Annotated in this window: 15 protein-coding genes; 9 read left to right on the top strand and 6 right to left on the bottom strand. The window is 72.1% G+C overall.

From position 1 onward, the window contains the following. Window positions 1-117: 117 nt before the first annotated feature. Both MTQ01_RS01705 and MTQ01_RS01710 read left to right on the top strand, forming a co-directional pair. Complete coding sequence (locus tag MTQ01_RS01705) at window positions 118-1,830, top strand: MFS transporter (protein ID WP_247486499.1); 1,713 nt, start codon at window positions 118-120, stop codon at window positions 1,828-1,830. 98 nt (window positions 1,831-1,928) lie between these two features. Continuing rightward, entirely contained in the window at window positions 1,929-2,705 is a 777-nt protein-coding gene (locus MTQ01_RS01710) for a TetR/AcrR family transcriptional regulator (RefSeq protein ID WP_247486500.1), read from the top strand. Between the two features lie 166 nt (window positions 2,706-2,871). Here MTQ01_RS01710 and MTQ01_RS01715 read toward each other — a convergent pair whose 3' ends face one another. Next, window positions 2,872-4,365, bottom strand: coding sequence for an MDR family MFS transporter (locus MTQ01_RS01715; RefSeq protein WP_247487640.1), 1,494 nt, complete (start codon window positions 4,363-4,365; stop codon window positions 2,872-2,874). A gap of 401 nt (window positions 4,366-4,766) precedes the next feature. Between MTQ01_RS01715 and MTQ01_RS01720 the strand changes: the two genes are divergently transcribed. Further along, window positions 4,767-4,979 carry a hypothetical protein gene (locus MTQ01_RS01720; RefSeq protein ID WP_247486501.1) on the top strand — a complete coding sequence of 71 codons (213 nt, stop codon included), beginning with the start codon at window positions 4,767-4,769 and terminating at the stop codon, window positions 4,977-4,979. Between the two features lie 180 nt (window positions 4,980-5,159). On the opposite strand, the gene MTQ01_RS01725 is transcribed toward MTQ01_RS01720, so the two are convergent. The 4 genes from MTQ01_RS01725 to MTQ01_RS01740 form a co-directional block, all read right to left on the bottom strand. Next, window positions 5,160-5,942, bottom strand: coding sequence for a hypothetical protein (locus MTQ01_RS01725; protein ID WP_247486502.1), 783 nt, complete (start codon window positions 5,940-5,942; stop codon window positions 5,160-5,162). Between the two features lie 370 nt (window positions 5,943-6,312). Then, a complete protein-coding gene (locus MTQ01_RS01730) occupies window positions 6,313-7,230 on the bottom strand; it encodes an RNA polymerase sigma factor SigF (RefSeq protein WP_247486503.1) in 918 nt (305 codons plus the stop codon). Window positions 7,231-7,427: 197 nt separating this feature from the next. Then, window positions 7,428-8,219, bottom strand: coding sequence for an RNA polymerase sigma factor SigF (locus MTQ01_RS01735; RefSeq protein WP_247486504.1), 792 nt, complete (start codon window positions 8,217-8,219; stop codon window positions 7,428-7,430). Window positions 8,220-8,474: 255 nt separating this feature from the next. Further along, window positions 8,475-8,636: a hypothetical protein gene (locus tag MTQ01_RS01740; protein WP_211043823.1), complete on the bottom strand. Its 162-nt coding sequence runs from the start codon at window positions 8,634-8,636 to the stop codon at window positions 8,475-8,477. 438 nt (window positions 8,637-9,074) lie between these two features. Between MTQ01_RS01740 and MTQ01_RS01745 the strand changes: the two genes are divergently transcribed. From MTQ01_RS01745 to MTQ01_RS01770, 6 genes are all read left to right on the top strand, one after another. Next, window positions 9,075-9,200: a lasso RiPP family leader peptide-containing protein gene (locus MTQ01_RS01745; RefSeq protein ID WP_247486505.1), complete on the top strand. Its 126-nt coding sequence runs from the start codon at window positions 9,075-9,077 to the stop codon at window positions 9,198-9,200. Window positions 9,201-9,416: 216 nt separating this feature from the next. After that, complete coding sequence (locus tag MTQ01_RS01750; protein WP_247486506.1) at window positions 9,417-11,240, top strand: asparagine synthase-related protein; 1,824 nt, start codon at window positions 9,417-9,419, stop codon at window positions 11,238-11,240. Beyond that, window positions 11,237-11,497 carry a lasso peptide biosynthesis PqqD family chaperone gene (locus tag MTQ01_RS01755; RefSeq protein WP_247486507.1) on the top strand — a complete coding sequence of 87 codons (261 nt, stop codon included), beginning with the start codon at window positions 11,237-11,239 and terminating at the stop codon, window positions 11,495-11,497. Before MTQ01_RS01750 ends, MTQ01_RS01755 begins: the two co-directional genes overlap by 4 nt. Beyond that, window positions 11,494-11,946: a lasso peptide biosynthesis B2 protein gene (locus tag MTQ01_RS01760; protein ID WP_247486508.1), complete on the top strand. Its 453-nt coding sequence runs from the start codon at window positions 11,494-11,496 to the stop codon at window positions 11,944-11,946. Before MTQ01_RS01755 ends, MTQ01_RS01760 begins: the two co-directional genes overlap by 4 nt. Further along, entirely contained in the window at window positions 11,943-13,013 is a 1,071-nt protein-coding gene (locus MTQ01_RS01765; protein WP_247486509.1) for an LLM class flavin-dependent oxidoreductase, read from the top strand. The genes MTQ01_RS01760 and MTQ01_RS01765 overlap by 4 nt, the downstream gene beginning before the upstream one ends. Window positions 13,014-13,372: 359 nt before the next feature. Further along, entirely contained in the window at window positions 13,373-15,127 is a 1,755-nt protein-coding gene (locus MTQ01_RS01770; RefSeq protein ID WP_247487642.1) for an ABC transporter ATP-binding protein, read from the top strand. Here MTQ01_RS01770 and MTQ01_RS01775 read toward each other — a convergent pair. Next, complete coding sequence (locus MTQ01_RS01775; protein ID WP_308294344.1) at window positions 15,095-16,303, bottom strand: ArsR family transcriptional regulator; 1,209 nt, start codon at window positions 16,301-16,303, stop codon at window positions 15,095-15,097. The two genes, MTQ01_RS01770 and MTQ01_RS01775, sit on opposite strands and share 33 nt — an antisense overlap. Window positions 16,304-16,327: the final 24 nt, after the last annotated feature.

The following is a 16,327-nucleotide window of genomic DNA, read 5'->3' on the forward strand; positions in this document are numbered from 1 at the left end:
CGGGAAAATACTTGTACGGTGTACATCGATCGATGTCCACGGCCTCGGGCGGGTCGCGCCGTACATGCCGCCGGGCGCCGTCCACGCCTGCCGTCCACGCCTTGCGAAGGGGTTCCCTTGACCGCGCCCGCAACCGCCCGGGACGACACGTCGTCCACCCGGGGGCACCCCCGGCGGTGGATCATCCTCGCGGTGATCTGCCTCACGCAGTTCGCGGTCATCGTGGACAACACCATCCTGAACGTGGCGATCCCGACGCTCGGCACCGAGCTCGACGCCTCGACCGCCGACATCCAGTGGGTCATCAACGCCTACGCGCTCGTCCAGGCGGGGCTGTTGCTACTGGCCGGCAACACCGCGGACCGGGTCGGCCGCAAGAAGATGCTGCTCACCGGTCTGGCGATCTTCGGCGCCGCCTCGCTGTGCGCCGCGATGTCGCAGAGCGCGGGCCAACTCATCGCCGCCCGGGCGGCGATGGGGGTCGGCGGGGCGCTGCTGGTGACCACCACGCTCGCGGTCGTGGTGCAGATCTTCGACGACCGGGAGCGGGTCCGGGCGATCGGCATCTGGTCCTCGGTGCTGTCGCTCGGGTTCGCGCTCGGGCCGCTGGTCGGCGGTTTCCTGCTGGACCACTACTGGTGGGGATCGCTCTTCCTGATCAACGTCCCGGTGGTGGCGATCGGCCTCTGGGCCGTGGCCCGACTCGTCCCCGAGTCCAGAAACCCGGCCGGGGAGGCGCCCGACCCACTGGGCGCCGTGCTCTCCGTCGTCGGAATGACCACGATCGTGTACGCCATCATCGCCGGCCCGGAGCACGGCTGGTCCTCGCCGCAGGTCCTGGTCCCCGCGCTGGTGGGTGCGGTGGTGATGGCCGCGTTCGCGCTCTGGGAACTGCGCGCGCCGTCGCCGATGCTGGACATGCACTTCTTCCGCAACCAGCGTTTCGTCGGCGCGGTCGCGGGCGGGCTGCTGGTGGCCTTCGGCATGGCGGGCTCGCTCTACCTGCTCACCCAGCACCTCCAGTTCGTGCTGGGGCACAGCCCGTTGGAGGCGGGGCTGCGCATGGCGCCGATGGCGCTCACCGTCATCGTGGTCAACTTCGGCGGCGGCGGGGCGAAGGCCGTGCAACGCCTCGGCACCCCGCTCACGGTGCTGCTCGGCATGGGGCTGCTCTCCGGCGGTCTCGTGGCCGTCTCGGTGCTCGGCGACAGCGCTCCGACGCTGACGGCCGGGCTGGTGCTGATGGGCGCCGGAGTCGGCTTCGCGATGCCGACCATGGCGAACGCGCTGATGTCGTCCATACCGCCGGCCAAGGCCGGAGTGGGCGCCGGAGTCAACGGCACGCTCGCGGAGTTCGGCCACGGACTGGGCGTGGCGGTGCTGGGCGCGGTGCTCAGCTCCCGGTTCGTGGCGCTGCTGCCCGCGGGCGCGGCGGGCGCCGGCTCGCTGACCGCGGCGCTGGACACGACGCGTACGGAGGCGGAGGCGGCAGCGGTGCTGGACGCGTTCGACAGCGGGGTGGGCACCAGCCAACTGGTCGGCGCTGCCGCGGTGTTGGCGGGCGGAGTCGTCGCCTGGGCGCTCCTTCGCCGAGCCGAGGCCACCGCCGCGGCCGAGGCGGACGCGGCGGTCGCGGGCGCGGAGACGGAGGCGGAGACGGGCGGCACGGCGGACGCGACGCGCGGCGCCGCTCCTGCCGAGCCCGACGGCGCCGGGCGCGAGGACGCGGCGGACGGCGCCGGGCCCGACGACGCGGGGGACGGCGCCGGGCCGCGCGGGACCGGGACGGACGGGCCCGGAGCGGGCGTCGGGGGGAAGGGCGGGGCCTGACATCGCTACCCTTCGGGGCCGTACCCCGGAGCGGGTGCGGGGCCGCCGACCCGTACGCGGAACGCCCCGCCCGTTCGTACCGCCAGCCGAGGAGCCCCGTGGCCGCTGAACGCCCTGCCGAACCCTCACCCCGGATCAGCGTCTGGCTGGACGACCGGCCCGCGCCCCGGCGCTACTCCCGTACGGGCGCCGAGCAGCCCGCGCTGGACCGGGCGGCGATCACCGCGGCGACGGTGGCGCTGCTGGACGCGGAGGGCACGGCGAAGTTCTCGATGCGCCGGCTGGCCGGGGAGTTGGGCGTCACGGCCATGTCGCTCTACTGGTACGTCAACTCCAAGGACGAGCTGATGGAGCTCGCGGTGGACGCGGTGCAGGCGGAGCTGACGCTGCCGGACCTGGCGGGGGCCGACTGGCGCGAGAGCCTGCGGCTGCTCGCCGCCGCGTACCGCAGGATGCTCGTCGACCATCCGTGGGTGGCCCGGACCATCGGGCAGTACCTCAACATCGGGCCGGAGGCGATGCGGTTCGCGGGTGCGGCGCAGTCGGTGCTCGGCAGCGCGGGACTGCGGCCGGAGCAGCTGCCGGGGGCGCTCGCCGCGGTGTTCCAGTTCGTGAACGGCTTCGCCTCGGTGGAGGCGAACTGGAACGCTCGGCTGGCCGACACGGGAATGCAGCCCGACGAGTTCTACGCGATGGTCCTCGCCCGGGTCGACGGGATGCCGCAGTACGCCGATTCGCTGGAGCTGCGGGACGAGGCGGACCGCGGAATCTCCGTGCGACAGATGCGGCAGAACGACTTCGACACCGCGCTGGAGCTGCTGATCGCCGGAGTCGGCGCGCTGCGCGAGGGGACCGACGGCGCCGGAGGCGACTGAGGCGCGGGCGGCCCGGGTGGCACCAGCGGCACGCGGACGGACTCCCCGCCCGCGTGAGCCGGGCCCGACGCGCACGCGAGAGCCGGGTTTGCCGAGTGCCCGGGAGGACCGCCGGTCCGCCGGTCCGCGGGTCCGCGGGCGGTGCGGCGGCCGAACTCCTCGTGGCTCAGCGGGTTCTGAGCGGTACTTCCTTCACCGCCACGACCAGCGCCAGCACCAGCAGGGCCGCGGGCGCCGCGTACAGGTAGATGTCGGCGATCCCGTGCCCGTACGCGCTCTCCACCACGGCGCGCACCGGGGCGGGCAGCGTGGACAGGTTGGGGATGGTGCCGCTGTCGGCGCCGCCCGGCGCACCCCCGGCGCCGGCGAAGCCGTCGGCCATGTGGTGGCGGATCCGCTCCGCGAGCACGGCCCCGAGCGCCGAGACTCCGATGGCTCCGCCGAGCGAGCGGGAGAAGGCGATGACCGAGCTGGCGGCGCCGATCCGGTCGCCGCTGACCTGGTTCTGGGTGGCCAGCACGAGGTTCTGCATCAGCATGCCGATGCCCAGGCCGAGCACCGCCATGTACGTGCCGACCTGCCAGTACGCGGTGTCGTGGCGCATCGTGCCGAGCAGCCCGAGGCCCGCCGTCACCAGCGTGCCGCCGGCGACCAGCCACCTCTTCCAGCGTCCGGTGCGGGTGATGATCAGACCCGAGCCGGTGCTGGCCAGGAACAGGCCGCCGATCATCGGAATCGTCATCACTCCCGACATGGTCGGCGACTGCCCGCGGGCCAACTGGAAGTACTGGCTGAGGAACACCGTCGCGCCGAACATCGCGATACCGATGAAGAAGGAGGCCAGCGCGGTCAGCGTGATGGTGCGGTTGCGGAAGAGGGAGAGCGGGATGACCGGTTCGGCGGCGCGCTTCTCGACCGCGACGAAGAGCCCGCCCAGCGCGATCGAGCCGCCGACCATGGCGGCGGTCTGCCAGGACAGCCAGGCGTAGGAGTCGCCGGCCAGGGTGACCCAGATGAGCAGCAGCGAGACCGAGGCGGCGATGAGCAGCGAGCCGAGCCAGTCGATCCGTACGCCCTTGCGCCGCACCGTGCCGCCCGGCAGCGTCAGCGTCCGCTGGAGCACCACGAGCGCGATGACCGCGAACGGTACGCCGACGTAGAAGCACCACCGCCAGCCGAGCCCCGGAGCGTCGGTGATGACGCCGCCGAGCAGCGGACCGCCGACCGTGGCGACGGCGAAGGTGGCGCCGAAGTACCCGCCGTAGCGCCCGCGTTCACGCGGCGGTACGAGCGCGGCGAGGATCACCTGGGCCAGCGCGACCAGACCGCCGACCCCGATCCCCTGCACCGCGCGCCAGGCGATCAGGGTGCCGGTGGACTGGGAGAGGCCCGCACCGGCCGAGGCCAGCACGAAGATCACGATGGAGAGCTGGACCAGCAGCTTCTTGCTGAACAGGTCGGAGAGCTTGCCCCACAGCGGGGTCGATGCGGTGAGCGTCAGCAGTGAGGCGGTGACCACCCAGGTGTACGAGCTCTGGCCGCCGCCGAGGTCGGAGACGATCTGCGGCAGTGCGTTGGAGACGACCGTGGAGGAGAGGATCGCGACGAACATGCCGAGCAGCAGTCCGGAGAGCACCGTCATGACCTGCCGGTGCGGCATCCGCACCTCCTCGGCCGGAACGGCCTCGGTGCGGTCCGCGCTCTCGACGGCGTCCGGGTCCGCGGCGTCCGGGACGGGGCTCGCGGCCGGTGCCGCGGCGTCCGGGACGGGGCTCGCGGCCGGTGCCGAGGCGGTCCTCTCCGCCGGAGATTCCGCCCCTCGGGGCTTGGTGCTCGATATGCCGGATGCGCTGGACGCACCGGGTGCTGCCGGTCCTGCCACCTGCTCGTCACTCCCTTCGAAGCCACCCGAGATAGTTCGTTGCTCTAAGCAACTGTACGGGGGTCAATGAGGGCGAACAACCGGATCCAGTCAGCGGAAGGCAAACAATCTCCGCGCAAGGCAAACAATGACTAAAGGCCGGGGTGCCCGAGGGACCCCGCATTCGCTAGGGTCGCCGCATGGCTCAGAACCCCCAGGCACCACAGGGCCCCGGCGCCCAGCAAGACCCCGCGGCGAGCACCCAGATGTTCCGCGCCTTCGTCGACGACGGCAGCAGCGGCCCGAGCCGCCCGGCTCCGCCCGAGCCCGCGAAATCGCGGCTCGGCCTGATCGCGGGTGTGGTCGTGGCGGTCGCGGTGCTGGCCGCGGTGGTCTTCCTCGCGATCGGCTGACCCGGCCCGTCGACCGGCGACGAGCCGGCAGCGCGAGATCCGGAAGATTTTGAGATCCGGCAGCGCGAGAGGCCCGGCTGCCCGTACACCAGGTACGGGCAGCCGGGCCTCTCGCCGTCGCCGCAGGGTGCCGCCGCTCCCGATCGCCGGGGCGGCAGCGGCTGTTCTCCCCGCCGGCGGCTACTTCCAGTCGACCTTGACGCCGGTCGTCTCGATGCTCATGCCTATCGGGACGCGCCAGCTGTCCACACAGACCGTGTAGCTCTGGTCGGCGCGGGCGCCCGCCTCGATCGGGGCGCGCAGGTTCTGCCGGGTGTCGACGTTGCCCCAGGTGCCGCCGAGCAGTCCGACGATCCTGGTCGTGAAGGTCACGCTGCCCGAACTCACCGCGGCGCCGCCGGAGTTGTGCACCGGGAAGGTGACGCGCTCGCACCAGCGCTCTTCGCCCGGCGCGCGCTCGTGGTCGCCCACCGAGAGCTTCGCCGGGCCCTCGGCCGTCTCGCCGGGCGACGGCGGCCCCGAGGAGTCGCCCTCGCTCCCGCCGCTCTCCCCGCCTCCCGGTCGGCCGGCCCCGTCCGAGCCGCCCGCGGTGCCGGGTCCGCCCGCCGGATCGTCGGGTTCGCCGCTTCCGCTCCCGGCGGCCCCCTCGCCGCGCTCGCCGTCGGGGGCGTCGGTCAGCGGGGGCTCCTTCTTCAGCGGGATGAGCCGTACGTCCTCGTCGGGGGCCTGCGGGCCCGAGGCCGAGTCGCTTCCGGGGCCGGCCGCGCCGTCGTTGACGTAGCCGCCGCCCTCGCTGTCGGAGCCGCAGGCCGTGAGCAGGCCGAGGCAGAGCGCCGCCGCCGCTGCCGGGCCGAGGCGGCGCCCGGCGGTGGAGCGCCATCCCGTGGCTGCTGCCGCCGATCCGGTGGCCGGTGCCGGCCGGGTGGCCGCTGTCGTCGTCGCCGTAGTGTCCGTCCCGCGCATCCGTGCAGTCTCACCGGCGACGGGCCCGCTTGTGAAGTGCCGACGGCGAGCAACCGGGAGCGCTTTCCGGGCGCAATGCGGGCGAATCGCAGCGTTCCGCTCGGAAGTGGTACGCGTCCGTGACGCACGTCGAACCGGTCGGCCGCGGCGGCCGGTTGGGACCTGGCGCGCGGCCGCCCTGGGGGCGGCGGCCCGCGCCGAGAAGCAGCGCCGTCGAACCGGCGCCGGGCCGGCCGAGTGCGCGCGTCCGCGTCCGCGTCCGCTCGCGCGCGTGCCTGAGTCTGCTCGTGCCTGCGTCTGCTCGTGCGCGTGCCCGCGTCTGCCCGATCCCGTGCCTGCTGCGGCCCGTGTCCTGCGCGTGCCCGCCGGGTCACTCCTCCGCGATGAGGCCTTCGCGCAGCTGGGCGAGGGTGCGGGTCAGCAGCCGCGAGACGTGCATCTGCGAGATGCCGACCTCCTCGCCGATCTGCGACTGCGTCATGTTGGCGAAGAAGCGCAGCATGATGATCCGCCGCTCGCGCGAGGGCAGTTGGGCCAGCAGCGGCTTCAGCGCCTCGCGGTACTCCACGCCCTCCAGCGCGGTGTCCTCGTAGCCGAGCCGGTCGGCCAGCGACGCCTCGCTGCCGTCCTCCTCCAGTGAGGGGGAGTCCAACGAGCTTGCGGTGTAGGCGTTTCCGACCGCGAGACCGTCGACGACGTCCTCCTCGGAGACTCCGAGGCAGACGGCCAGCTCGGGCACGGTCGGCGACCGGTCGAGCTTGTGCGACAGCTCGTCGCTGGCCTTCGTCAGCGCGAGCCGCAGCTCCTGGAGGCGCCGGGGGACCCGCACCGACCAGGAGGTGTCCCGGAAGAAGCGCTTGATCTCGCCGACCACGGTCGGCATCGCGAACGTCGGGAACTCCACGCCGCGTTCGCAGTCGAAGCGGTCGATCGCCTTGATCAGCCCGATGGTGCCGACCTGGACGATGTCCTCCATCGGCTCGTTGCGGCTGCGGAAGCGGGCGGCGGCGTACCGCACCAGCGGGAGGTTGAGCTCGATCAGGGTGTCGCGCACGTACACCCGCTCCGCGCTGTCCGCGTCCAGGGCGGCGAGCCGCAGGAAGAGCGAGCGCGAGAGCGTGCGGGTGTCGCTGGGAGCGTCGTCGACGGGAGCGGGTACGGCTTCGACGCCGGCGACGGGCCGGCTCTCCGGCGCGCGGTCGGCCTCGGCCGGCTCCGGGGCACCGCTCGGCGCGGCGGTCGTCATCTCGTCGGTGAGCACCTTGGAGCTGCCCAGTTCTACGGACATGCCACTCCCTTGAGGTCGCGGACGGGTCGCAGTGGCGTTGTCGCGTGAAGACAGCGCCTCCAGCTGAATACCGGAGGTGAGCCCTCGGCAAACGCGCTTCTCGCAGAATGTCACAGTCAGCAACGCGACGAAGCGCCTTGTCGACAAACAATGCTGCTCGAAGGGGTGTTGGGACTCTCGCGACTCACTCGATGCGGTTACGCCTCGATGGTGTTTGCGGCGCGCAGGCGTGCGAAGCTCCGCGTAAGCAGCCGTGAGACGTGCATCTGGGAGACCCCCAGCTCCGCGCTGATCTGCGACTGCGTCAGGTTTCCGTAGTAGCGCAGCAGCAGGATGCGCTGCTCCCGCTCGGGCAGCTGGACCAGCAAGTGCCGTACGAGTTCGCGGTGTTCGACGCTGTCCAGGGCCGGGTCCTCGTAGCCGAGCCGGTCGATCAGGCCCGGCATGCCCTCGTCGCGCTCCTGGGCCGCCTCCAGCGAGGCCGGGCGGTAGGCGCGGCCGGCCTCCATGCAGGCGAGCACCTCCTCCTCGGGGACCTTGAGGCGCTCGGCGATCTCGGCGGTGGTCGGCGTACGGCCGTGCTGGACGGTCAAATCCTCGGTGGCGCCGCTGACTTGGGCCCACATCTCGTGCAGTCGCCGGGGCACGTGGACGGTGCGCACGTTGTCGCGGAAGTAGCGGCGGATCTCGCCGATGATCGTCGGCATCGCGAACGTCGGGAACTGCACGCCGCGTTCGGGGTCGAAGCGGTCGATCGCGTTGATCAGCCCGATGGTGCCGACCTGGACGATGTCCTCCATCGGCTCGTTGCGGTTGTGGAAGCGGCGGGCGACGTAGCGGACCAGCGGGATGTTCGCCTCGATCAGCGCGGACCGGGCCCGGCGGTACTCGGTGGTGCCCTTCTCGCATCCGCCGAGCCGTTCGAAGAGCGCCTGTGTCAGGGCTCGGCTCCGTGCGCTGCGCGCCTCACGTTCCTGAGTCGCAGCCACCGGCGGACCACCCCTTCGTCAGAACCGCTCCATCAGAAGCGGCTAAAGCGAAACAAACCATGGAAAAGCGGTCATAGCATCACAATTCCCGGTCGTGGTGTGCAAGCACCTGTCGGCTCCGTGTTGGCGGGCCCGACAGCCGTTCGAGGACGGCATGGAGAAGGCCCGCGGCTGGTCAGAGCGCTGCGGGCCGAACGGTGCGGTGAAGTGGCGCGGGATCGTGCGGGTACGCCGGGTGGCTGCCGCCGACGAGCCTCAGTTGACCAGGCCGGTCATGAACTCGCCGACACCCTGCGCCGCGTCGGATATCCCCTCGAAGCCGACCTGGACCAGCTCGGCCGCGCGGTCGGGGGAGTTGATGATCGTGTACAGCACGAAGACGATGAGGATGTATATCGCGATCTTCTTGATGTCCACGCGGTCACCCTCCCCGGCGCCTGCTGTCCCCGTCGGCCGCCGCAAACGGGCGATCGCGAGAGTCTAACCGTCTCCGCGCCCACGTCGACCAGTCGGTTTCCCTCCCAAACCACGGTCAACCGGGGCCCTTCGTGCACCCACCGCAGCCCTTCTTCCCAGGCCGAGCGCCCCGTTCCGACCCCGCCCGGCCCGCCCCCGACCCGAGCGCCGTGTGTCCCCGGCACTTGCTCCGTGCCCGCCGCACCACCCGGGTGGGCCGTCCCTCTCCGAGCCGCCGACCTGCGGTGCCACCGGTGTGCCACCGGGGCGCCACGGCCTGCCACACGAGTGCCACCGAACTGCCACCGGCGGCACCGAACGTGGTGATCGTCCCACCGCGGCGGCAGCCACCGGGCCGCCGCAGGGACGAACACCAACCATTCGACTGGAGGTCATTCCATGACTGAGCAGGCCTACGAAATCCCGTCCCTCACCGAGCTGGGCGACTTCTCCGCCGTCACCCTGGGCGAGCCCGGCGGCGGCTTCGAGAAGGACTTCAAGTGCTGGTTCATCAAGTGCGGCTGAGTCCCACCGCGCTCCGTTGATCCCCGGCCGGACTGAGGTCCGGTCCATGGGTCGACCTCGGCCCTTCCGCCGGCCGGTCCCTCGGGGTCGGCCGGCCGGAAGGGCCGCCCGACGCCCGCCCCGCAGACGTACCGCGGCCGTCCGTCCCCGCGCACGGAACGCCGGGCGCCACGCCGGGACACCGCCACGCCGAGACACCGCAGACCGGAGGAAGACGTGGAGTTCATTGTTCTCCCCGACAACGAGCAGGGCGAAGCCGTCGCCGCCGCACGGTCGGGGGAGCCCGCCCGAGAAGTGATCACGCACGCCTCCGGGCGTCCGTGGATCGTGGGCACCTGGTCCGCGGAGGATCTGGCGATCGCCTCGGTGGGCCGGAACCTGGTGGTGCTGCTCGGACGGACGGGCCGGGGCACCGACGCTCTCGTCCGGGCACTGGAACGCGTCCGCACCCCGGCCGATCTGGACGGCCCCGCCCGTTCGCTGCACGGCAGCCACTATCTGCTGGCGTCCCTGGACGGCAGGGTGCGCGTCCAGGGAACGCTCTCCGCGGCGCGCCAGGTGCACTTCGCCGAGGTCGACGGCGTCACCGTGGCCGCGGAAAGTCCGCTGCGCCTGGTGGGCCGCGATCCGGCCCGGCTCGACGAGGAGGCGGTCGCCACCCGGCTGCTGAGTGACGTTCCGTGGCCGCTGAACAACGCGCCGCTGTGGCGGGGAACCCGGCAACTGCCCCAGCACAGCTGTCTGGAGATCGACCTCGACGGCCGGGCGCGAGTACGGCGGTGGTGGTCGCCGCCCGAACCGGAGGCCCCTCTGTCGACCGGCGCGGCGGACATCAGGACCGCGCTGGAGGAGGCGGTGCGGGCACGCACCCACGACGTGGACGCGCTCAGCGCGGACCTGTCCGGCGGTATGGACTCCACCAGCGTCGCCTTCCTCGCCGCGCGGGAGTCTCCCCGGCTGCTGGCCTGCCGGGAGGCGACCAACGACGTCTCGAACGACGACGGGGTCTGGGCGGATCGCGCCGCCGCTCAACTGCCGGGCGTCGAGTACGACGTCACCCCGTGGGAGGAGCAGCCGCACCAGCTCGCGGGGCTGCTGCGTCCCGACTTCGACCCGGAGGAACCGCTGGAGTTCATCCGGACCCGCGAGCACAAGCTGCTCCAGGCGCGGCGGGCGGCGGCCTGGGGCTCCACCCGCCACCTGACCGGTCACGGCGGCGACCAACTCTTCCTCCCGTCCCCGACCGGGCTGCACACCCTCGTCCGGCGCCACCCGCTTCGGGCGCTCCGCAGCATCAGGGCCAACAGCGCGATGTTGCGCTGGGGGCTCCTGCCGACGCTGCGGCAACTGGCCGACGGCGGCTCGTACGGGAAGTGGCTGGCCGCCGCGGGGGACCGGCTGGACGCGCCCGCTCCCGGATTCGCCGTCGCGGACATCGGCTGGGGCGCGGCGCTGCGGATGCCGCCCTGGGCCACTGGCGACGCGGTCGACTCGGCCCGCGACCGGCTGCGGGCGGCAGCCGTGGAGGCGGAGCCGCTCGCCGCCTCGCGCGGTGACCACGAGGTGCTGCACTTCGTGCGTCAGTGCGGGGACACGATGAGGCAGGTCGACCGGATCTTCCGCAGGTACGGGATCTCCGCGGAGGCCCCGTTCCTCGACGACCGGGTGGTGGAGGCGACCCTGGCGATCAGGGTCGACCACCGCAACGTACCCGGCAGCTACAAGCCCGCGCTGGCCGCGGCGATGCGGTCGGTGGTGCCGCAGGAACTGATCCAGCGTCCCACCAAGGCCGAGTACTCCGCCGAGGTGTACGCGGGGCTGCGCCGCCACCAGGACGAACTGATGGACATGTGCGACGACTTGAAGCTGGCCCGGCTCGGTCTGGTGGACGCCGACGCGCTGCGGGCCGCCCTTCTTCGCTCTCACCCCGGGCCGCGGACCATGGTGCCGCTGATGCCGACGCTCGCCTGCGAGAGCTGGCTCAGATCGCTGTACGCGGTCGGGGCAACCGCAACAAGTGGAACGGGAGACGTTCGATGACCCTTGCCCTGGCCCCCGACGTGTCACTCGTCGAGACCGACGACACGACCGTCCTGCTCGACGAGAAGAACGGCCGCTACTGGCTGCTGAACCACACCGGCACCGTCGTCCTCGAACACCTCAGAGAGGGCCGGGACGTGGCCGACGCCGTCGCGCTGCTCTGCGACCAGCACCCGCGTCACGCCGACCGCATCCCGGGCGACGTCGAGGGACTCCTGGCCGCGCTGCGCAACTCCGGTCTGGTGGTGGGTGCATGAGCATGCAGGTCTCGCTCCAGACGACGGGACGCGTGCCCTGGACCCGGCGGCCGGCCGCCCTGCTCGCGGTCGCGGCGGCACGAGTGCTGATCCGGCTCAGGCCCAAGCGGCTGCGGCGGGTGCTGTCCGCGCTCGCCCGCGGCGCCCGGCCCGCGGACGCGCAGCGTGCCCTGGCGGCCCGCGACGCCGTGGTCGCCGTGAGCACCCGCTGCGCGGGCCAGGGGTGTCTGCAACGAGCCGTCGCCACGGCCCTGTTGTGCCGCTCGGCGGGCACCTGGCCGGACTGGTGCACGGGCGTGCGGGCACGACCGTTCCAGGCGCACGCCTGGGTGGAGGTCGACGGGCGGGCTGTCGGAGAACCGGAGGACATCGGGTTCTACCGGACGGTCATGTCCGTGCGCGCCACTGCCCGACAGCCGGTCGAAGCCAACCGTGGAGCCGACTCATGACACCCAGCCCCGACGTATCGATCGGTCTCTTCCTCACCACCAACCGCACTGCCGGCCAGAGCGAGGACGACGTGTACGCGCGCGCCCTGGCGCTGGCCGCCGAGGCCGAGCGGGCCGGGCTCGACGATCTGTGGGTCACCGAACACCACTTCAGCGACAGCTCGTTGAGCCCCTCCGCGTTGAATCTGGCCTCCTTTCTGCTGGGCCGCACCTCCACCATCGCGGTCGGCACCGCGGTGACGCTGCTGCCGCTGCACTCGCCGGTCCACGTGGCGGAGCAGGCCGCACTGCTCGACCGGATCGGCGAAGGACGCTTCCGCCTCGGAGTGGGCCGCGGTGCGCCGCTGGTGGACAACGACGTGTTCGCGGGCGGACCGGACCGCTGGCGGGAGGGGTTCTTCGAGGCACTCGACCTGGTCCGCGCCGCCTTCACCGGCCCGGTGCACGGGGGCACCGCGCGGTACGACTTTCCCGAGGTGGCGGTGGTGCCCGCACCGCGCGGCGCCGACGGACCGCCGGTGTACGTCGCCACCGGTTCGCCGGAACCTGCCGCGGAAGTCGCCTCCCGGGGGCTGCCGTTGATGCTCTTCTTCGACAAGAGCGCCCGGAACAAGAGGGAGTTGGTGGCGTTGCACGCCGAACGCGCCGCCGCCGCGGGCCTGCCGCGCACCGGGTACGACCACGTCTTCGCACTGTTCGCGCAGGTGACCGGCGGGGAAGAGGAGTCGCGCGCCCTTCTGCTGGAACGTGCCCGGCACATGGTGGAGACCTCCGCCGACGCCCGGTGGATGGCCGGCACCGAGCGGCGGACCATCCCCCCGGACCAGCGGGAGGAGGCGATCCGCCAGACGGCTGAGGGGCTGCTTGCGACCCAGGCCGTCGGCGACGTGGAGACCTGCGTGCGACGACTGGTCGAGCATCTCACCGTTTCCGGCTGCCGCCACGTCATGTGCCAGGTGGAGCTCAGCGGCGGGGTCGACTCCTCGGTGCAGAACCTCAAACGGCTGGTGGGCGACGTCTTCCCGGAGGTGCGCAGACGGGTCGCCGCAGCCGGCCGGCCGGCCTGAGTCCCGCCCCGTACGGGCGCGCATCGTTGCGCGAACCGGTCGCCTCCGTGCGCGCCGTACTGCGGCAGTCCCGCCCGTGCCGCGGCCGAACCGTGCCGCGGCCGAACCGTACTGCGGCCCGCGCCAGTGGTGCGGTACCGCGCCCGTGCCCGCGGCCCGTCCGCGCCGTGTCCAGTCCAGATCGCGCCCCGTCATGAGGAACTCCTGTGGACAAGCACCCAGCACCGCCGCCCCCCGCCGCTTCCTCCCCCGCCACCGTGCCGGACACCGCCGCCCCGGGCGCGGGCGATCCGGAACCTGGCCGTCCGGGCCCCTGGGGCGGGCCGGGTGACGGGGCCGCCCCGTTGCCGCCCTGGCGGATGCTGCTGGCGTACGCGCGTCCGCACCGCGGGGCGCTGCTCGCGGGAGCGGTGCTGTCGCTGCTCACCGGGCTTGCGGGACTCGCGCTGCCGCTGGTGGCCAAGCAGTTGGTGGACGACCTTTCCGGAGACCGCTCGATCGGGTGGACTCTGGTCCTGATGACGCTGCTGGTGGTCACCAACGCCGTACTGGGCGCTGTGGGTTACTACGTGCTGAGCCGCACCGCCGAGTCCGTGGTGCTGGGCGCACGGCGACGGTTGACGTCCCATCTGCTGCGGCTGCGCATCCCGGTCGTCGACCGCAGCGAGCCCGGCGATCTGCTGGCACGGGTCACCTCGGACACGACGCTGCTGCGGCAGGTCACCACCGACGCACTGGTCGGCGCCGGAACGGGTGGACTGGTGATGCTCGCCACGCTGGTGATGATGTGGCTGATGGACCCGGTGCTGCTCCTGGTCACCCTGGCCGTCCTGGCCCTCGGCGGTGTGCTGCTGGGGCTGGTCGTGCCGCGTATCCACCGGGCCACCCGGCAGGCGCAGGACTCGGTGGGCGCGGTGGGCGCGGCAATGGAGCGGGTGCTCGGCGCCCTGCGCACCGTACGGGCCTCGGGGGCGGAGAGCAGGGAGGAGGCCGTCGTCCACCGGGCCGCGCACGACTCCTGGCGGGCGAGCGTACGGGCCGCCAAGTGGACGGCGGTCGCCTCCAACACCACCGGGCTGGCGATGCAGATCGCCTTCCTCACCGTGCTCGGTGTGGGCGGCGCCCGGGTGGCGTCGGGGGCGATCGACATCGGCAGCCTCATCGCGTTCCTGCTCTACGTCTTCTATCTGATGTCGCCGATCGGTGAGCTGGTGCAGGCGGTCACCCAGTACCAGGTGGGCGCGGCGGCGGCCGGACGGATCATGGAGGCGGAGCGGCTGCCGGTGGAGAGAACCGAGCCGCCCCGTCCGCGCTCCGAGCCCACCGGTCCGCCGGCGACCGTCGCCTTCGAACGGGTGCGGTTCCGGTACGAGCCCCACGCGCCTCAGGTGCATCGCGAAGTGAGCTTCTCCGTTCCGGCCGGCGGGATGACCGCCTTCGTGGGCCCTTCGGGCGCAGGGAAAAGCACGCTGTTCTCGCTCATCGAGCGGTTCTACGAGCCGGATTCGGGCCGGGTGCTGCTCGACGGACGTCCGCTGCAGCAGTGGTCGCTGCCCGAACTCCGAGCCGCCATCGGCTACGTGGAGCAGGATGCTCCGGTGCTGTCGGGTTCGCTGCGGGACAACATCGTGCTCGCGGCCCCAGACGCCGGGGAGGAGGCGATCCGCACCGTGCTGCGCACGGCCCGGCTGGAGGCGCTGGTCGGCAGACTGCCGGCAGGTCTGGACACCGCCGTCGGCCACCGGGGGACCAGGCTCTCCGGCGGCGAGCGCCAACGCGTCGCCATCGCAAGGGCGTTGCTGCGTGAGCCGCGTCTGCTGCTGCTGGACGAAGCGACCTCGCAACTGGACGCGGCGAACGAGGCGGCGCTGCGCGAGACGGTCGCCGAGGCCGCCCGCAGGACCACGGTGCTGGTGGTCGCGCACCGCCTGTCCACGGTGATGCTCGCGGACCGGATCGTCGTCATGGATGCGGGAGAGATCAAGGCGGTCGGGACGCACGAGGAGCTGGTGCGCACCGATCCGCTGTACGCGGAACTGGCCGCCACCCAGTTTCTGGTCGAGGACGGGCGGAACGGGGATTCATCCCGGGCGGGGCGGCCCGTCGGCCGGTGAGGGGAGCCGCCGCGGTTCCTGCTCGGCGGCCAGACGTTCCTCGCGGGCGGCCAGTTCGGTGCGCTGCAGTCCGTCGTCGAAACCGCTGCCCCGCAGCAGCGCGGCACCGAGCGGGGTGAGGGTGTGCAGCACGCTCGCGCCGTGTCTGCTCGTGGTGAGCAGGCCCGCGTCGCGCAGCGCCGCGGTGTGCTTGCTGGCGGAGGATGCGGCGACTCCGGCGGCACGGGCCAGCTCGCCGTTGGTCGCTCCCTCCGCGGCGGCCAGCAGAATCGTCCCACGTGTTTGCCCGAGCAATGCTGCGAGTGCTTCACCACGATAGCCGTTCGCCCCCTCCTGGCCCGTTGCGGCAGGCTGTTGAACCGGTCCGGGCCCCCGGGTCTGCGCGGTGGTGGTGCGGTCGTGAAGCAGCGGATAGGCCAGTACGGGAGGCAGTCCCGAATCGGCAAGACTGATCGGGTTGTGCCAACAGAAATACGACGGGATCAGCAGGAGCCCGCGACCGTCCAGACGGAGGTCGCGCTGCTCGGCGGGATACTCCACATACAGGACGGGAGGCTCCCACCGCATCGTGGGTCCGAGTCCGGACAGCAGTCCGTCCATTCCGCCGTCCAGCATCCGCCGGGTGAGCGCCGACCGTTCCGCGTCTATGCGCGCCTGAATGTGCTCCGCATGGGGCGCGATCGCCGCTTCGTGATACGCCCGCACTGCCTCGGTCAGCTCCAACCGTGCGGGATGGTCCGCGAGTTGACGTGACCAACTCGGAGCACCGGCCACCCGGCCGAGCAGCGCTATTTCTGCCGAAACCCGCTCCGGAGGAGTGGCGAGTATCGCTTGTATTCCGCTGTCAAGGCCATATTCGGACTGCGTGGGAGTGAGGAAGTCCGGAAGATAGGCAGCTTTCGGAAACAGCGGCAGCAGCATACTTCGAAGCGCGCGCTCCAGGCCGCGTTCTCTGAGTCGGGCCCGGGCCGAGTGGTGCCAGTCCGCGTACGCCCATCGACCGCGCCGCCCCTGAAGACGGTGAAGGCTGCCGGTGATCTCCCACATCGGGTTCATGGTGCCGGCGACGCGGGTCCGGGCGAGATCCGCGTCGGTGAAATGGATACGAAGCAATGGCGAATCCCCCGTGGCCAGCGCTTTTGCATCTGGAGGAAACATTGTCACCTGCAACCGCATCGCTGGGCAATAGTGGAGCCGGTG

This window comes from Streptomyces sp. XM4193 (assembly GCF_023072595.1).
Classification (GTDB): Bacteria; Actinomycetota; Actinomycetes; order Streptomycetales; family Streptomycetaceae; genus Streptomyces.

Excerpts from the sequence above, each read along its gene's own strand:
- MTQ01_RS01715 (WP_247487640.1), bottom strand. The coding sequence starts at position 4,365 with ATGCCGCACCGGCAGGTCATGACGGTGCTCTCCGGACTGCTGCTCGGC.
- MTQ01_RS01720 (WP_247486501.1), top strand. The coding sequence starts at position 4,767 with ATGGCTCAGAACCCCCAGGCACCACAGGGCCCCGGCGCCCAGCAAGAC.
- MTQ01_RS01725 (WP_247486502.1), bottom strand. The coding sequence starts at position 5,942 with ATGCGCGGGACGGACACTACGGCGACGACGACAGCGGCCACCCGGCCG.
- MTQ01_RS01730 (WP_247486503.1), bottom strand. The coding sequence starts at position 7,230 with ATGTCCGTAGAACTGGGCAGCTCCAAGGTGCTCACCGACGAGATGACG.
- MTQ01_RS01745 (WP_247486505.1), top strand. The coding sequence starts at position 9,075 with ATGACTGAGCAGGCCTACGAAATCCCGTCCCTCACCGAGCTGGGCGAC.
- MTQ01_RS01755 (WP_247486507.1), top strand. The coding sequence starts at position 11,237 with ATGACCCTTGCCCTGGCCCCCGACGTGTCACTCGTCGAGACCGACGAC.
- MTQ01_RS01760 (WP_247486508.1), top strand. The coding sequence starts at position 11,494 with ATGAGCATGCAGGTCTCGCTCCAGACGACGGGACGCGTGCCCTGGACC.
- MTQ01_RS01765 (WP_247486509.1), top strand. The coding sequence starts at position 11,943 with ATGACACCCAGCCCCGACGTATCGATCGGTCTCTTCCTCACCACCAAC.
- MTQ01_RS01770 (WP_247487642.1), top strand. The coding sequence starts at position 13,373 with ATGCTGCTGGCGTACGCGCGTCCGCACCGCGGGGCGCTGCTCGCGGGA.
- MTQ01_RS01775 (WP_308294344.1), bottom strand. The coding sequence starts at position 16,303 with ATGCGGTTGCAGGTGACAATGTTTCCTCCAGATGCAAAAGCGCTGGCC.